17 protein-coding genes are annotated in these 16,510 nt (G+C 54.3%); 12 read left to right on the top strand and 5 right to left on the bottom strand.

The window, feature by feature from the left end; all coding sequences use genetic code 11:
* Nucleotides 1-20 precede the first annotated feature (20 nt).
* From ACFO5Q_RS11650 to paaN, 3 genes are all read right to left on the bottom strand, one after another.
* Nucleotides 21-635: a TetR/AcrR family transcriptional regulator gene (locus tag ACFO5Q_RS11650; RefSeq protein ID WP_068151475.1), complete on the bottom strand. Its 615-nt coding sequence runs from the start codon at nt 633-635 to the stop codon at nt 21-23.
* A gap of 104 nt (nt 636-739) precedes the next feature.
* Nucleotides 740-1,183 (bottom strand): PaaI family thioesterase, encoded by a 444-nt coding sequence (locus ACFO5Q_RS11655; RefSeq protein ID WP_068151472.1) that lies wholly within the window; start codon nt 1,181-1,183, stop codon nt 740-742.
* Nucleotides 1,173-2,837, bottom strand: coding sequence for a phenylacetic acid degradation protein PaaN (gene paaN, locus ACFO5Q_RS11660; protein ID WP_068151513.1), 1,665 nt, complete (start codon nt 2,835-2,837; stop codon nt 1,173-1,175). The genes ACFO5Q_RS11655 and paaN overlap by 11 nt, the downstream gene beginning before the upstream one ends.
* Nucleotides 2,838-3,049: 212 nt before the next feature.
* Between paaN and paaG the strand changes: the two genes are divergently transcribed.
* From paaG to ACFO5Q_RS11720, 12 genes are all read left to right on the top strand, one after another.
* A complete protein-coding gene (gene paaG / locus ACFO5Q_RS11665; RefSeq protein ID WP_068151469.1) occupies nt 3,050-3,841 on the top strand; it encodes a 2-(1,2-epoxy-1,2-dihydrophenyl)acetyl-CoA isomerase PaaG in 792 nt (263 codons plus the stop codon).
* 3 nt (nt 3,842-3,844) lie between these two features.
* Complete coding sequence (gene paaI, locus ACFO5Q_RS11670) at nt 3,845-4,276, top strand: hydroxyphenylacetyl-CoA thioesterase PaaI (RefSeq protein WP_068151467.1); 432 nt, start codon at nt 3,845-3,847, stop codon at nt 4,274-4,276.
* A 19-nt stretch (nt 4,277-4,295) separates the two neighbouring features.
* Entirely contained in the window at nt 4,296-5,501 is a 1,206-nt protein-coding gene (gene pcaF, locus ACFO5Q_RS11675) for a 3-oxoadipyl-CoA thiolase (RefSeq protein WP_068151464.1), read from the top strand.
* Nucleotides 5,502-5,514: 13 nt separating this feature from the next.
* Nucleotides 5,515-6,804, top strand: a complete 1,290-nt coding sequence (paaK, locus tag ACFO5Q_RS11680; RefSeq protein WP_068151461.1) for a phenylacetate--CoA ligase PaaK — start codon at nt 5,515-5,517, stop codon at nt 6,802-6,804.
* A gap of 146 nt (nt 6,805-6,950) precedes the next feature.
* On the top strand, nt 6,951-7,952 hold the full coding sequence (gene paaA, locus ACFO5Q_RS11685; protein ID WP_068151458.1) for a 1,2-phenylacetyl-CoA epoxidase subunit PaaA: 1,002 nt from the start codon (nt 6,951-6,953) through the stop codon (nt 7,950-7,952).
* A gap of 14 nt (nt 7,953-7,966) precedes the next feature.
* On the top strand, nt 7,967-8,251 hold the full coding sequence (paaB, locus tag ACFO5Q_RS11690) for a 1,2-phenylacetyl-CoA epoxidase subunit PaaB (protein ID WP_068151455.1): 285 nt from the start codon (nt 7,967-7,969) through the stop codon (nt 8,249-8,251).
* 11 nt (nt 8,252-8,262) lie between these two features.
* Entirely contained in the window at nt 8,263-9,039 is a 777-nt protein-coding gene (gene paaC, locus ACFO5Q_RS11695; protein ID WP_068151452.1) for a 1,2-phenylacetyl-CoA epoxidase subunit PaaC, read from the top strand.
* A 2-nt stretch (nt 9,040-9,041) separates the two neighbouring features.
* Nucleotides 9,042-9,545: a 1,2-phenylacetyl-CoA epoxidase subunit PaaD gene (paaD, locus tag ACFO5Q_RS11700; RefSeq protein ID WP_380084364.1), complete on the top strand. Its 504-nt coding sequence runs from the start codon at nt 9,042-9,044 to the stop codon at nt 9,543-9,545.
* Between the two features lie 15 nt (nt 9,546-9,560).
* Nucleotides 9,561-10,631, top strand: coding sequence for a 1,2-phenylacetyl-CoA epoxidase subunit PaaE (gene paaE / locus ACFO5Q_RS11705; protein WP_068151450.1), 1,071 nt, complete (start codon nt 9,561-9,563; stop codon nt 10,629-10,631).
* 298 nt (nt 10,632-10,929) lie between these two features.
* Nucleotides 10,930-11,640: a TonB-dependent receptor gene (locus ACFO5Q_RS11710; protein ID WP_068151446.1), complete on the top strand. Its 711-nt coding sequence runs from the start codon at nt 10,930-10,932 to the stop codon at nt 11,638-11,640.
* On the top strand, nt 11,641-13,233 hold the full coding sequence (locus ACFO5Q_RS11715) for a TonB-dependent receptor (protein ID WP_068151443.1): 1,593 nt from the start codon (nt 11,641-11,643) through the stop codon (nt 13,231-13,233).
* Nucleotides 13,234-13,336: 103 nt separating this feature from the next.
* On the top strand, nt 13,337-13,567 hold the full coding sequence (locus ACFO5Q_RS11720; RefSeq protein WP_068151440.1) for a hypothetical protein: 231 nt from the start codon (nt 13,337-13,339) through the stop codon (nt 13,565-13,567).
* A gap of 118 nt (nt 13,568-13,685) precedes the next feature.
* Here ACFO5Q_RS11720 and ACFO5Q_RS11725 read toward each other — a convergent pair whose 3' ends face one another.
* Nucleotides 13,686-14,531 (bottom strand): hypothetical protein, encoded by an 846-nt coding sequence (locus ACFO5Q_RS11725; protein ID WP_156432044.1) that lies wholly within the window; start codon nt 14,529-14,531, stop codon nt 13,686-13,688.
* A gap of 200 nt (nt 14,532-14,731) precedes the next feature.
* Nucleotides 14,732-15,307: a hypothetical protein gene (locus ACFO5Q_RS11730; protein ID WP_068151435.1), complete on the bottom strand. Its 576-nt coding sequence runs from the start codon at nt 15,305-15,307 to the stop codon at nt 14,732-14,734.
* Nucleotides 15,308-16,510 lie beyond the last annotated feature (1,203 nt).

Below are 16,510 nucleotides of genomic sequence, written 5' to 3' on the forward strand. Positions count from 1 at the left end.
GCCCACTGGTTTCCAGTGGGTCAGCTTTTGAAATCATCCTCGCCGAGCGATGTGATTCCCGCTGTGAAGATGCGGCTGGTCAAATGGGCGATGGCCGACGAATTCAGAACGCCGTCTGGCTTGTACCACATGTGGGTCCAGTTGATCATGCCCAACAAAAGCATCCCGATGGCTGTCTTTGCCTGCTTTTCCTGCAGGTCTACATCCACCATCTGATCAAGCGTGTCGGAAAAGGCTTTTACGACCTTGGCCTGCAGGGCAACGATATGTTTGCGCTGTTCGTCTGTCAGCGACCCAAGTTCATTTGAAAGAACGACGTGCTTGTCTGACGCGGTTTCATACAGGTGCATGAATTCCTTGAGGATTTCGCTCAAGCACTCCTGTGCCGGCAGGCCCTTTGCCAACACTTCGTCTGCGGTGGCCAGCAGGTCCTGAACATGGTCTTCCATCGCGTGATAGAGCATTTCCTGCTTCGAGGAAAAATAGTGATACAGCAGGGATTTTGAGATTTTACACTCGCGCGCGATCTGGCCAATAGAGGCTTTGTGAAAGCCTTCCTGCGAGAAAATGCGCGTCGCGGCGTCAAGGATCGCCTGTTTCCGCTCATCATAATCCGGTGATTGTGGACGCGCCATGTTTGGTAAAGCCCTTGTTCTTCGTTAATACTGCGAGACAGTAGCAACTGTCTTGGTGGTGGTCCAGAAGACTTCTGAAAACCCGGTGCATATGACCGGGTCTTTTACACCAGTAGCTGATTTGTGCTGGTTGCAGTAGCAATATGTGTTCCTGCGCTGTCAAGCAGCTGCGCTTCACAAAAGGCGATGCGCCGCCCGAACTTTACCAGCCGTGCTTCGGCCAAATAGCTACCTGGCAGGCAGGGTCGAAAAAACTGCATCTGGAGATTGGTGGTGGCGACCGCCGTGTCTTCCGGCACGCGGGCCATCACACTCATGGCCATGGCCAGGTCCAGCGCTGCCGTGACAATGCCGCCCATGACGACGCCATTGTCATTGAGAAAGTCTGTGCCAAGCACAAAGCCAGCGGTCAACGTGCCGCTATCGGCATCATAGTTTTCGATTGATGTGCCCAGCATCAAGGTTACAGGGCCGCCATTCAGGGGTGTCCCGAAGGTGCCGCTTTCAATCGACTCGCGTATCGCGTTCCAGTCTGGATTAGCCTGCATTGTGCCGGACCTCCACGATATTGAACCGGCCCGCAATAAAGGCATTGTCTGTCAGGCTGGCATTGGCGGCGGGGTTGGCCCCGCTGCCATGGAAATCGCTGAAGGCAGTGGCCTGGTTGACCATCAATGGCCCAGTCAGGTTGCAGGATAGCGACACGCCGGCGTCAACGGCCGTTCTGGTGACCTTGTCAAGAACCTCAGGGTTCGTGCTGTAGGCGCCGAGTGTCATGGACCCGCGGGACCTGACCAGCGTATCGATGCAGCCGAGCGCATGGTCGGTATCCTCCGTGCGGACGATATAGAATATCGGTCCAAACTGTTCCTGACCGTAGGCTTCCACCTCCGAAGCTTCAACAATGCGGCAGCTTGGTGTGAAACAGCAATTGGGCCCGCCCTCAATGGTAACGCTGCGCGCTGGGAGTGCCAGTCCTGGTTGTTGCTGGATGTCTTCGACGCGTTGCCTGACGTCGTCATTAACGATGGCGCCCAGAATGCTTGCGGCCCGCTGGTCATCCGCGAGGAGGTTTGAGACTGCTTCGGTGATACGGTTGACGACGTCACCGAAGTCAAGGTGGCCTTCATTGGTCTGGATGCCGTCTTTCGGCACAAACAGGTTTTGCGGGGTTGTGCACATCTGCCCCGAATAGAGGCTGAGCGACAGGGCGAGGTTGGAGGCCATGCCGCTGATATCGTCTGTGCTGTCGATCAGGATGTTGTTGACGCCAGACTTTTCCGTGTATGTGCGCGCGCCGCGCAGGGCTTCCCTTTCAACCCTGTTGCCGAACGTTGCACTGCCGGTGAAATCGATGATGCCGATGGCCGGGTGGGTGACAAACGCTTCGGTTGCTGGGTTCTCAGAAGTGTCGACCGCAAGGGTGACAACATTCGGGTCAAGGCCAGCTTCCTTCAGGACGCTGCGCAGAACCTCAACTGTAATCGCAAGCGGCAGGATGGCTTTTGGGTGCGGCTTGACAATCACAGTGTTCCCGGTGGCGAGGGAGGCGAAAAGACCAGGATAGCTGTTCCATGTCGGGAAGGTGTTGCATCCAATAACCAAGGCGATGCCCTTGGGTCGGATATGGAATGCCTTTTCAACAACCAGCGGCGGCCTTTTGCCTTGGGGTTTGTGCCAGGTAACCGGGCCCGGCACATTGCCCATTTCCTGATAAGCATAGACCAGCGCTTCAAGACCGCGGTCCTGCGCGTGCGGGCCTCCAGCCTGGAAGGCCATGGCAAAGGCCTGGCCTGTAGTGTGTTTCACCGCATGGCCGATTTCAAAGCTGCGGGCATTCAGCCTGACCAGGGCTTCGGTCAGTATGCCGATCCTTTCACCGATGGATGTCGCCGCCCAATCCCGAGCAGCCGCTTTGGCGGCGCCAACTAGGGCATCCGGGCTGGAAGCAGGGTAGCTGATATCCAGTGGCAGGCCATAAAGGGCATTCTCATTGCCGATCCAGCTGCCGCTTTGGGGTTGGTCGATCACGAACTTCTTCCCCAGAAGCTTCATGAAGGCTTGTTCGCCATCGTCCGGCGCGGACTCACCATAGATGCTGCGTGACGGAATCTCCGAAAACGGGCTCCAGAACTGTCTGGATTGCGCTGCGGCAATCGCTTGCTGGAGCAGGTCCCGGTGGCGGTCAAAAAAAGGCGTCACATTCAATCTCGCTATTTTCTATTTTGAAATCAGTTGGTTAGATTTCATCTCTTGCTTTCGCTTTGCATCGCTGCGGCGAAATGACACACATAGATATTGACAAATCATGATGCGCCGTCAATAAAAGATTGAACGGTCGGTCAATAAATGATCAACTTGGGAAGATTTGCAGCTTTCGTCACGGGGGACGAAACTGAGGGAAGGGAAGCCCTATGGAATATACGGCGATCACATTCGCGGTAGAGAACGGTGCCGCGCACCTGACGCTTAATCGTCCTGACAAATTGAACTCTGTAACAGCCGTGATGCTGCGTGAAATTTGCCACGCGCTTGATGTTGTGGAAACAGACTCTGACATTCGGGCTTTGTTGATTACGGGTGCGGGGCGTGGCTTCTGCGCCGGGCAGGACCTGAACGAACGGGCTGTCAGCTCGGGTGGCGAGCGCCCGGATCTTGGTGCCACGGTTCGCGACGGTTATGCGCCGATGATCACGCGTCTATATAATCTGCCTGTGCCTACGGTTGCGGCAGTCAATGGTATTGCGGCGGGCGCGGGCGCGAATATCGCCTTGGCCTGTGACATTGTCCTGGCGGCTGAAAGCGCTAAGTTCGTGCAGGTCTTCAGTAATATCGGCCTGATCCCGGATACGGGCGGCACCTTCATCCTGCCGAAGCTTATTGGAATGGCGCGGGCCAAGGCGCTTGCCATGCTTGCGCTTCCTGTGAAGGCCGCAGAGGCCGCTAATATGGGCATGATCTGGAAAGCGGTCGCCGACGACAGCCTGATGGCTGAAGCCAACGAGCTTGGAGAGACGCTGGCGCAGCGCCCGACACTTGGCCTCGCGCTTACCAAGAAGGCCTTCCATGTAAGCGCCAAAAACAGCCTGCAGGAACAGCTCGCATTGGAGGCGGAGATGATGCGCCAGGCCGGCTATTCCGACGATTACGCAGAAGGTGTTTCGGCCTTTCTGGAAAAACGCCAACCCAACTACAAGGGAAGCTAGGGCGTGAGTTTCGAAAAGCAGGAACTGGCGCGGCGATGCGCCAATCATCTTCTGCCGCGTGCGAAGATGGATGGGCTGATGGATATCCGGATGCTGGATGTCGGGCCGGGATACGCCAAGCTATCCATGGTGGTGCGCGAGGACATGCTGAATTTTTACGGCACAGCGCACGGCGGTGCGGTTTTCAGCCTTGCTGACAGTGCCTTTGCCCTGGCTTGCAATACTACAGGGTTCATGACTGTGGCGTCTGGTTGCTCGATCGAATTCCTGCGCCCAAGCCAGCCAGGCGATGAGTTGACGGCCGTCTGCCGCTTAAGCGGCGACGCCGGAAAGTCGGGCATTTACCATACTGAAATTTTTAACGGCGATGATGAGTTGGTGGCCAGCTTTACAGGTAGGGCTCACCGAACATCTACGCCGATTGATTTAGACTAGGTCCGCGGAAGGGAAACCAATGAAGGACGCATTTATTTGTGATGGAGTAAGAACGCCGATTGGCCGATACGGTGGCAGCTTGTCTGCGGTCCGTGCTGATGATCTGGCGGCGGTGCCCCTTGCGGCACTGAAGGCGCGCAACGGTGGCCTGAAAACGGAAGAACTGGATGACGTCATTCTTGGCTGTGCCAACCAGGCGGGTGAAGACAACCGCAATGTTGCGCGCATGGCCGCCCTGCTGGCGGGGTACGGCGAAACAGTTTCCGGTACAACGGTGAACCGGCTTTGCGGTTCTGGCATGGATGCCGTGGCCATTGCGGCCCGCGCGATCCGCACCGGCGAAGCCCAGACCATTGTTGCGGGCGGTGTGGAAAGCATGAGCCGGGCGCCTTTTGTAATGCCGAAAGCCACCCAGGCCTTTTCCCGCAATGCCGAAATTTTCGATACCACCATCGGGTGGCGGTTCGTGAACCGGCTGATCAAGGAAAACTGGGGCATCGATTCGATGCCGGAGACGGCAGAAAATGTCGCGGCGGAATTTGATATTTCGCGCGCTGATCAGGACGCGTTCGCGGTGCGCAGCCAGGAAAAGGCAGCCAAGGCCCAGGAAAATGGCCGCCTGGCCCAGGAGATTGTCGGGCTGGATGTGAAAGTGAGCCGCAAGGAAACGCGTTTTGTCGACAAGGATGAGCATCCCCGCGCAGGCACCACCATTGAAAGCCTGCAGAAGCTGCCAACGCCTTTCCGCGCTGATGGCAGCGTTACCGCCGGGAATGCCTCGGGCGTGAATGATGGAGCATGCGCGCTGGTGATCGCCTCTGAAGAGGCGGCGGCTTCACAAGGGCTGACGCCTATGGCGCGGGTGGTTGCGACAGCCACAATCGGCGTGCCGCCGCGTATTATGGGCATTGGCCCTGCGCCGGCCACGGAAAAAGTTCTGAAAATCGCGGGCCTAAGCCTTGACGATATGGATGTGATCGAGCTCAATGAAGCGTTTGCAGCCCAGGGGCTCGCGGTAATGCGCCAGCTTGGCCTTGCGGACGATGATGCCCGGGTCAACCCGAACGGTGGGGCGATCGCGCTTGGTCACCCACTTGGTATGAGCGGTGCCCGCCTTGTTCTGACAGCTGCGAAAGAGCTCCAGAATACTGGTGGCCGGTATGGCCTGTGCACCATGTGTATTGGTGTTGGTCAGGGTATTGCCATGATCATTGAGCGCGTTTAAGGGAGAATTCGTCATGTCTGTCAAAGAAGATGCGATACTGAACGCCTCCCGCGATGAGCTTCAGGGCCTGCAGCTTGAACGCATGAGATGGTCGCTGGCGCACGCCTATAACAATGTGCCTTTCTACAAAAAGTCCTTTGATGAGGCGGGCGTACACCCAGATGACCTGAAAAGCCTGAGTGACCTTGCTAAATTTCCCTTCACGGTGAAGCAGGACCTAAGGGACAATTACCCTTTCGATATGTTTGCTGTGCCGCGGGAAAAGGTCGCGCGTCTGCATGCCTCAAGCGGTACGACCGGCAAGCCGACCGTGGTTGGCTATACCATGAAGGATATCAATACATGGGCTGATGTTGTGGCGCGGTCGATCCGCGCTGCGGGCGGCAAGGCTGGTGACATGGTGCATGTGGCCTATGGCTACGGGCTGTTTACAGGTGGCCTGGGCGCTCATTACGGCGCGGAACGCTGTGGCTGTACCGTAGTGCCCATGTCGGGTGGGGCTACGGACAAGCAGGTTCAGCTGATCCAGGATTTCAAGCCGAGCATCATCATGGTGACGCCGTCATATATGCTAGCATTGGCGGATGGGTTTGAGCGGCTGGGCATTGACCCTGCTTCGACTTCGCTCAAGATCGGTATTCACGGTGCAGAGCCCTGGACGGCTGAGATGCGGCAGGAAATTGAGGCTCGTTTCAATATTGACGCCGTCGACATCTATGGCCTGTCGGAGGTGATGGGCCCCGGTGTAGGGCAGGAATTCAGGTCCACGAAAGACGGCCCGACTCTGTGGGAAGACCATTTCTATCCAGAGATTATCGACCCTGAAACCGGTGAAGTGCTGCCGGACGGCGAAGAGGGTGAGCTTGTCTTTACGTCCCTGACCAAGGAGGCGCTGCCGATCATCCGCTACCGCACGCGGGATTTGACGCGCTTGCTGCCGGGCAGCGCCAGCACCATGCGCCGCATGGACCGTATCCGGGGTCGCAGCGACGACATGATGATCATTCGCGGCGTGAATGTGTTCCCGACCCAGATTGAGGATCTCATCTGTCAGGATCCACGGCTTGCGCCGCACTATTACTGTGAAATCAACCGCACGGGGCGGATGGATACGCTGACCGTGGTGACCGAGGTTTCGGCGGGCGTAACGGGTGACGAAGACAAGGCCGCTGCCGCTGTGTCGCTGCAGAAAAAGATCAAGGATCTGATCGGCGTGTCGACAAAGATCGACCTGCGTGAGCCGGGCGGTGTGCCGCGTTCTGAGGGCAAGGCCCGTAGAGTGGTGGATAACCGAGGGAACTAGGCAGAGTGAAGTAAGGGCTTCATTTTTTAAGTATATTGACCGACCGGTCGATTAATTATAAAATGAAGAAAATGTCGCGCTGATTGAGCACCTGACCGAACTTCTAAGGTGCCGCTGGAACAAAGCGAAAGCAAAGAGGCAGTCAAATGTACACAACCGACCTACGGACCAAAGAGCAGAAGCAGAAGGACCAGCAGGAGCAGCTGGCTACTGTGACTGAGGATGACGCTGCCTTTCAGGAGCGCATTGACGATGATCAGTTCATCGAGCCAAAAGATTATATGCCAGAGGCCTACAGGAAGACTCTGATCCGTCAGATTGCGCAGCATGCGCATTCCGAGATTGTCGGCATGCTGCCGGAAGGAAACTGGGTAACCCGCGCGCCATCGCTGCGCCGTAAGCTTATCCTGATCGCCAAGATCCAGGATGAAGCCGGCCACGGCCTTTATCTTTATAGCGCTGCAGAGACATTAGGCGTTGCGCGCGATGATCTGGTGCAGGAACTGCACGAAGGCAAGGCCAAATATTCCACGATCTTCAACTATCCGTCGCTGAACTGGGCCGACATTGGCGCCATCGGCTGGCTGGTGGATGGCGCGGCCATTACCAACCAGATTCCGCTGTGCCGGACAAGCTATGGTCCATACGCGCGGGCGATGGTTCGGGTATGTAAGGAAGAAAGCTTCCATCAGCGCCAGGGCTATGAGCTGATGATGGCCATGGCGAAGGGCTCTGAAGCGCAGAAAGAAATGGCGCAGGACGCGCTGAATCGCTGGTGGTGGCCGTCCTTGATGATGTTCGGGCCGCCAGATGCGGAATCGACCCACACGGCACAGTCCATGGCCTGGAAGATCAAGCGTTTCACTAATGACGAGCTGCGCCAGCGTTTCATTGACGCGACCATACCGCAAGCCGAGGCGCTGGGTCTGACTGTTCCCGATCCCGACCTGAAGTGGAACGAAGAACGCGGCCACTATGATTACGGCGAGATCGATTGGGATGAATTCTGGGCGGTGGTGCGCGGCGAAGGCATCTGTGCCCGCGACCGTATCCGAGACCGTGTCAACGCCTATGAAGATGGCGCTTGGGTTCGCGAAGCCGCGGAAGCCTATGCCGCCAAACAGAACCAAAAAGCCGCAGTAGCATAAGCCGGGAGAGTGAGATGAGTAACCAGTGGGATCTTTTTGAAGTGTTTATCCGTTCCAAGAACGGCACCTCGCACAAACACGCCGGCAGTATCCATGCGGCAGACGCGCAAATGGCCATAGACAACGCGCGGGACCTTTATACCCGCCGGGGCGAAGGAACCAGCATCTGGGTTGTGCGGTCCAAGGATGTGACAGCCTCTGACCCAGGTGAAGCTGCCGCGCTTTTCGAGCCAGCAGAGAGCAAGATTTATCGCCATCCAACCTTCTATGACATCCCCAAAGATGTCCCGAATATTTAAGGGGTGGACAGATGACGCAGAAAGCAAATGACACAAAGGCTGCCCTTTTGGAGTATGTGCTGGGTGTGGCTGATGACAGCCTGATCCTGGGGCAGCGTGTTTCTGAGTGGCTTGGTCACGCACCGGCCATGGAGCTTGATATTGCATGCTCCAACCTTGCCCTGGACCTGATCGGTCAGGCGCAGCTCTATTATGAATATGCCGCCAAACTTCAGGGCGAGGGCAAATCGGCCGACGATCTCGCTTTCCTCAGAGACGGTCATCATTTCCGTAACCACCTGCTGGTGGAGCAGCCCAACGGTGACTTCGGGCAGACAATTGTTCGCCACTATCTTTTCATGATGTTCCACCTGAAGCGCTCGGAACTGCTGGTTGGTTCAGACGACAAGGAGCTGGCGGCAATCGCGGCGAAAACCGTGCGCGAGCTTGAATATCACCTCCGCTTTTCAGCCGACTGGTTCCGTCGCCTGGCTTTGGGCACGGACGAAGGTAATCGCCGTATCCAGGACGGTCTTGAAAATCTCTGGTCTTTCACTTTTGAGATGTTCAAGGATGTACCCGCAGAGACGCCGCTTTATGAAGCGGGTACCGTGCCGCGGCCATCCGGGATTGAGGCGGGCTGGAACGCGGCAGTTGCAGACCTGTTGCAGGAAGCTGATATCAGCCCGTCTGCCCGGAAAGCTGCGCCCACGAAAGGACGCATCGCGGGGCACCACACAGAACATTTGGGGCACCTGCTTGCAGAAATGCAGTTCCTGCAGCGCGCCTATCCCGGCCTGTCCTGGTGACCATGATGACCGCAAGCCCCCAACAAGATGCCGCCTTTGGAACCGAACAGCACGTTTGGCAAGTGCTTGAAGGCGTGCCGGACCCGGAGGTGCCTGTGCTTTCGGTTGTGGACCTGGGGCTTGTGCGCAGCGTGGAGATTGCCGGTGATGCAGCTGTGAAGCTGGAAGTGACGCCGACCTATTCCGGGTGCCCGGCCACCAGCCTGATTACCGCCGCGATCGAGCTTGCGCTTCAGGATGCTGGCTACACGGTGGAAACGGCAACGGTCTTGTCTCCCCCATGGACGTCGGACTGGATGTCCGAAGAGGGTCGGCGCAAGCTGAAGGAATATGGCATCGCGCCACCTTCCCCATGTGGGACGCGCGGTGCAGGCATGACCATTGCCTGCCCCCAGTGTGGTTCAGAGGATACGGCGCTTGTGAGCGAGTTCGGCTCCACAGCCTGCAAAGCCCTTTTCAAGTGCAATGCATGCCTTGAACCTTTCGAATATTTCAAGTGTATCTAAGTCAGGGATCAGTAGATGAAGCATTATCACCCGTTGACGGTTCAGAGTATCGCCCAGGAAACACAGGACACGGTGTGTGTGAGTTTTGCGGTTCCGGAGGAACTGGCGGATACATACAACTATTTGCAGGGCCAGCATGTTGGCCTGCGCAAGAAGTTTGACGACCAGGATATTCGCCGCAGCTATTCCATTGCGTCCAGCGTGCAAGACGGGCGGCTGGATATTGCAGTTCGCAAGGTGGAAGGCGGCATCTTTTCGACCTTCATCAATAACGATCTGAAAGTGGGTGATACCCTTGATGTCTTTCCGCCAGTAGGGACGTTCCGCACGGAACTTGAGCCGTCTGCAGAGCGCACATATGTGGCGTTTGCGGCAGGCAGTGGTATCACGCCGATCTATTCCATCATCAAGACGACGCTTGAGGCAGAGCCAGAGAGCCGGTTTGTCCTGTTCTTCGGCAACCGGAATGGCCGGTCCATCATTTTCCGCAACCGACTTACCGATCTTAAGAACCAGTTTATGGGCAGGCTCAGCGTCTATCACTTCCTCAGTCAGGAAGAAAATGACATCGAGCTGTTCAATGGTCGCCTGGACGGCAAAAAGGTGAAAGACCTTCTTGGGCGCATTGTGCCTGTTGACGCGATTGACGAGGCCTATGTCTGTGGCCCGGGCACCATGATCGAAGAGGTAACGGCTGCGCTTGTAGAAGAAGGTGTTGAGCCTTCCCGTATCCACCATGAGCATTTCGGTGTCACGGACGCTGCCGCGAAGAATGCCGCGCCCCGGGCCAAGAATGCCAAGACCGGCCAAGTCAATCTGACCGTAATCCGAGACGGCGAAAGCTTCAATCTTCAGGTACAGCAAACGGACAAGCCGTTGCTCGATGAAATCGCCGATGGCGGTATTGATGTACCATATTCGTGCAAAGGTGGTGTTTGCTGTACTTGTCGCGCCAAGGTTGTGAAGGGCAAGGCGGAAATGGTGCTAAATTATGGCCTTGAAGAGGATGATGTTAAAAAAGGATTCATTCTTACGTGTCAGAGTTATCCAGTATCTGACAATTTGATCCTAGATTTTGACGCCTGATAAGGCCCGCAAGACAGGATTGGGTCCTGAAGTTAGAATGCAGATATGAGGAGGTTTTTTAATTATATAGAACGAACGGTCAGTCAATGATCGTGTTTCACCAATCGGCCTCGGATGGCACAGCCCCTGTCATCCAATAAGGGGACAGAAGCTGGTTGGGACGTTGGATAGTTTGGAAGGGGAAACGCTCACTACCGGATTGAAGGGAGTATCGCGTTTGAAGCTGCAAGGAAGAGATGGCTGAGAACGTGAATTGGCAACTGAAGAGTTGCCGCCGGTAATGTAAATGGGAAGTGACATGAAACAACTTATGCTTACTGCTTCGGCGTCGGCCTTACTGGCTGCGCTACCTACGAATTATGCCCTGGCACAGGATGAAGATTCCGGCGGGTTCATGCTCGAAGAAATCACTGTAACGGCTCAGAAACGTTCTGAGAGCATGCAGGATGTACCGCTGGCTATCACGGCTATTGCGGGCGACAAACTGCGTGAAGCGAATATCGCGTCGCTCCAGGATGTCGGCAACCGGACACCGGGTATGGTCTTCGCGGCCTTTAGCCCGGGTCAGCCGGAAATCGCCATTCGCGGTATTGGTACCAAGGAAGATGGTGCTTCTGCTTCTGACTCAACCGTTGTATCGATCGATGGTGTCTATATCGCTGCACGTACCGCCCAGGTATTCGATATTTTCGACCTGGAGCGCGTGGAAGTGCTGCGTGGTCCGCAAGGGACCCTGTACGGCAAAAACTCCATCGGTGGCTCGATCAACTTTGTGACGTCCAAGCCAAGCGATGAAACCAAAATCCGTGTCCGCCAAACTGTTGGCAACTATGACACGTTCGATACGGGCGGCATGATCTCTGGTCCTATCAGCGACACATTCTTCGGCAAGTTCGCCTTTTCCCGTCGCAAGCGCGACGGCTACATTGAAAATGTGTTGCCGGGCGAGAACTTCGGCGAAAAATGGGGTGAGCAGAATACGTTCGCATGGCGCAGCCAGTTCCGTTGAGTGCTGAGCGACAATTTCGAAGCGCTGCTTTCCTTTGATGGTGCCGACGACAGCATGGGCGCAACCAACCGTGAACCTGTTGGGTCGGCTGGCCCGCTCCATAACTGTGGCTGTGCATCCGATCCTGTGGCGGTGAACGAAGCGCTTGGTGGTAACACCAGCCCTTGGGACACCCTGGCGGAAACGGAAGGCTATACCGAACGTGATGTGTTTGGTACGCACCTGCAGCTTGACTATGACATGGAATGGGCAAGCTTCATGTCCCTTACGGCCTACCGCGAAAGTGATTTCGACTGGCTTGAGGACTCTGAAGGCCTGCCACCATATCCTGGCCTGATCGACCTGACGGGCAGTTCCGGTAACCCGGGTATTCCGCTGACGGATTCGGCAAGCGAAGGCTTTACGTTCGACATCAATGACTCAGCGCTTGAAACATCCGAACAGTGGATGCAGGAATTCCGCCTGACATCTCCTGGTGGCGAGACGTTTGACTGGCTGGTTGGTGCCTTCTTCAGTAAAGAAGAGATCAACCGGTCCGAGACCTTCGAGTTCACCACCCTTGGCGGCCCTGCTGGTCAGGATGTGGAAACCTCCTATCAAACTCACAAAGGTAAGAGCTGGGCGCTATACGGTCAGGGCACTTATAATGTGAACGAAGACTTGGGCCTGACAGTTGGCATGCGCTATTCCTACGACAAGAAGGAAGGTACAGCTGAAGCCGTTCTGGACCCAGGTATTGGCCTTCTGTTGAAGGCATTTGATGAAGTTGCCTTTGAAGATTCCTGGAAGGACTTCTCCTGGAGGGTCGCGCTGGATTACCGCATCAACGACAACGTGCTGGCATATGCTAACGTGTCCACGGGCTTCAAAAGTGGCGGTTTCACAGGTAGTGCCTCTACGGCTGCAGTTGCAGCCACGCCATTCGGTCCAGAAGAAGCGACCAACTTTGAAGTTGGTTTCAAATCGGACCTGCTGGATCGTCGCCTGCGCCTGAACGTAACGGCTTTCTATACTGACTATAAAGACCTTCAGGTTACCCGTTTCTTCCAGCCTCTGGGCGGTGACTTTGGTGAATTTATCACCGAAAACGCCGGTGAAGCGGATATCAAAGGCCTTGAAGTCGAGTGGACTGCGCTGATTACGCAAAGTCTTGAGTTCGGCGGTTCCTATGCATATCTGGACGCGACTTACTCCAAGTTCCAGGGCACGCCATCCGCGGCAGATCCGGATGCAGTATTTGACGGTAACCGGCTGCGTCAGGCTCCAAAGAACAGTGCCAACGCCTATCTGAACTACACACACGATATGGCCGACAACGGCACGCTGTCGGCAACTGTTGAGTGGCGTCACCAGAGCCTGAGCTACTACGACCCGGACATGAACGATCTGGCGACCATTCCTGGCTACAGCCTTTGGGATGCCCGTCTGGTCTGGAAGTCTGTAGAGGGTAACTATGAAGTATCCCTCTGGGGTCAGAACATCGGCAATGAGGAATACCGGACGCACGTGTTTACACAGCGTGGTGGTCGGATCGCCTTTGCCCAGTATGGCATGCCGCGGACTTACGGGCTGACCTTCACCTACAACTACTAGGCGGACCTACCCTCCCCCCAACCCCCCTAGGTCAGGAGCATATGGTGCCCAGCATCATGTGCTCCTGATCAACTCGTATGGCTGAACAGGGAAGTTGAAGATTATGGAACTAGGTTTGTCTGACCGTGAAAAGGTGCAGATGCGGGCAATGAAGCCGCTGATTGGAAAGCGCGTGAAGATATCTGTCTCTCTCTCGCTTTTCCTGATTGTGGCCTATGCCGCATATGGTTTTCTGCTGACGGGGGATGGCGCGTATGCTGGCACCAAGGTTTGGGGGCAAATGACCCTCGTGTTTCTCGGTATGGTGGCGCAAACGCACCCATCAACTCGGTGATGCAATAGTTCATACCTAATCTGAACTTATTCGACCCTTATTTAGTCTGCCTTTTTCTCAACGATAAAAACCTTGCTGCGTCCTAATATTACGGATTAATAGGTGACTAAATTTCAGTTCACTCCAATAAAAGCAGGCACATTGAGGACAGGCTGGCAATGCTTTGGTCGCGCACCATGGGCTCATCTAGGGCTTCATCCATACAAATTACTACCTGTTCAGCAAGCAACTGGTTTCTGGTCTTATTCACCGCAAACACTATATCTGAAGCAGTGGCCAACTTGTTCGCATATGTTGATTGAACCCATTGGTGGCCTGTCGCTTGTCGTAAGATACCACCGTCGTGCCGACTAGCGTCTTCGCTATAGCTGCCTTGGTTAGAGTTAGCTTCGCGGGGCTGATAATAAGCCTGACTTCTTTTAAGCAATTCTGATAACACTACGTCAGACGGCACTGACAAAGAGTCAGCTGTTTTACCTTCTGTCACCAGTGTTTCTTGAGAGTTGGTTTTATTCCCCATATCACCCTCTTCACGGTTTCCAGCAGGTGGCAACAGATTGGGGTCACCACCTATCTCTTCATAAGACGAACCCGCGACCACAATCAGATCTACCTCAGCAGCCAGGTCCTGCCGGGAAACATCTTCACCGGGCTCCGCTTTCTTTGAAGACTGTGTTTGGCTTTCCAAGGCAGTTGCAGTTGTGTCCTTGTCGGCAGGTTTCGGAGTTACTTGGTTAGATGGCATTAAGTCGGTGCTTTGTGGTGTGGAGTATTCAGAAGCAGTTACATTTTGGAGCCAGAAGACAAAACCAAGAATCATAAATCCCGCGATAGCAATTCTGAACAGCAGACCAGAGAGACCCATCTCCTGTAGGTCTTTTTTCAGAGCATCGCCAAAAGTCATTTGTGCTCTAAGATTAGCCTTAGCTTTCTGGCGCTCAATCCACGATGGCTGCTTGTTCATATAATTACCTACAACTCTTGCTAAAATTTGACCGTCCGGTGGATAGTTCCCAGCCGGAGCTATCATAGCTTTCCTTAATGCTCGCTAAGTCGACGTATGGGAAAAGGTCGGGCCTTTGCTGCCGTTTCCACTACAGCAAAGGACGAGATGTCAACTTTCACCTTCAGTTTTACCTTGTTGGCCCCACATCATCCCACTCATTATCTCTGGCGCGCTGTCAGACCTATTTGGACAAGAAAGTCAAAACTTTGCAGGTGCCCCCGAGCTTTACACCACTCACCAAATGGTGCCCCAAATTCAAATAAATGTGAGTCAACTTTGATTTTGTCAAAACTGTTAAAAGAAGCCTCACCCAAATGTACATATGATGCGAGGGCACTTGCAATCATGTAAACAGCTACTTCTTGATCAACTACTTCCTGAGGCACGATTGTGAGTTGACCATTCCTGATCCCAACAACAATAGGGTTGTATGACCACAAGGCTTCCTTCGCTTTAGTCAAATCCGTCGTGATATTTTGGTTAAGAGTATATCCGTTCTGGAACAGCACATTTTCGTTGTTGGCTGAGACAGTGTCCACCTGCACGCCAAACGGTGCGTGCCTGGTAGCAATCTGCGACTGAAGGGTTGCGTCAGCCTCCATAGCTCTCAGCTGATCGTTTGCAGCTTGTTTTTCAGCAGCAGTACAACTGCGAGAGGCGGCATTCACTTGAGCTGACGCAAATATCAGAGTTAACGACACACCAAATGCACGCCAAGAAACACAATCCCTCATTGGAAAGTCCCCGAAGTAATTCTACCCTAGGGTAGAATGCTAAACGATTAATGGTGTAATTACTAACTAGAAAACTGCAGGCGATTTAAGAGGTCCAGTTTGACCCTGTTCTCAAATTTAGTTTTTCAATGCCATATGATTGTATGCTTTATGGCGTTTTCCAAGAATCATCTGTCTTCTTTGCCATCCAAAAACGCTGCAATTACTTGCCTTACCTCCCTGGCGTTAGGCGGCCTTTGGTCTTGCCAACCAGAGGAAAATCCAAACCATTCATAGGGCCCGGTTGGATTTTCAGCAAGCTCTTTACATCTTCTGGTTGGCGAATAGATATCAGTCCAACCTCTATCGTTGTGGGTTAAGATCACCTGATATCCGGCAGAAAGAGTCGCCAAACCAAGTTCAGGGTTCTTGTTCCCTAGAAGCGCACGGGTTAGGTGGCCCTCTTTGTCCAAGAGTCCGCATTGATCCAATCCCTCAACGATATGCTTACAGGCTCGTCGTGGATCTCGTTTAGGGAATGAAGCTCTGCTTTTCCGGAAGTCAGGACAGCTGCAGGTCATATTTTTTAACGATACCTTGTATGAGCGCCTATCATTCGAATGCGACTGTATTGATAAATCCCGCCCCGTATAATGTAACGGTGCCGTCAGATATAGAGCTGACGGGTCGTGCAACTTCTTTTTGGCTGCAGCCAGCCTTATAGACGTTCTTTTGTCCGTTGTACTAGGTTTCTGGGAGCTGATCCTATCGTAACCCGTGGCAGCATGTACGTATCCAATCACTGCGACGGCAGACAACCAGAGACTAAAAAACAAGCCAATAATACCCAGAATTATACAGCAGATAGCGTAAATGACCCACATTGTGCAGAGAGAGCAATCAGGGCTTCCTCGGGGCGCATTTCTATGATGATACGTACAATAGCCCATCTGGTCTTAGCTCGCGATCTGGTGTTGTGCGTTACCAATGAAGCTACACTATTAGCTGCATGTTTGGAACAAGCCAGGAGCGACAGTTTGGAGCATATCGGCAAGTCGATGTTGTCTTTTGACCTATAAGAAAGTGGTAATCTTAAAAGGTCACGCTCGGTTGGTAAGTCATGATCGCTCATAGGCGATCCGTAAGCGGTGATTTTCCCCCACGTTCCGTATGAGTTCATGATCTGCCACAAGGTGCAGGGAGTGATTTTGTCCATGGGAGGCC

It is taken from the genome of Kordiimonas lipolytica, from assembly GCF_042651265.1.
GTDB lineage: Bacteria > Pseudomonadota > Alphaproteobacteria > Sphingomonadales > Kordiimonadaceae > Kordiimonas > Kordiimonas lipolytica.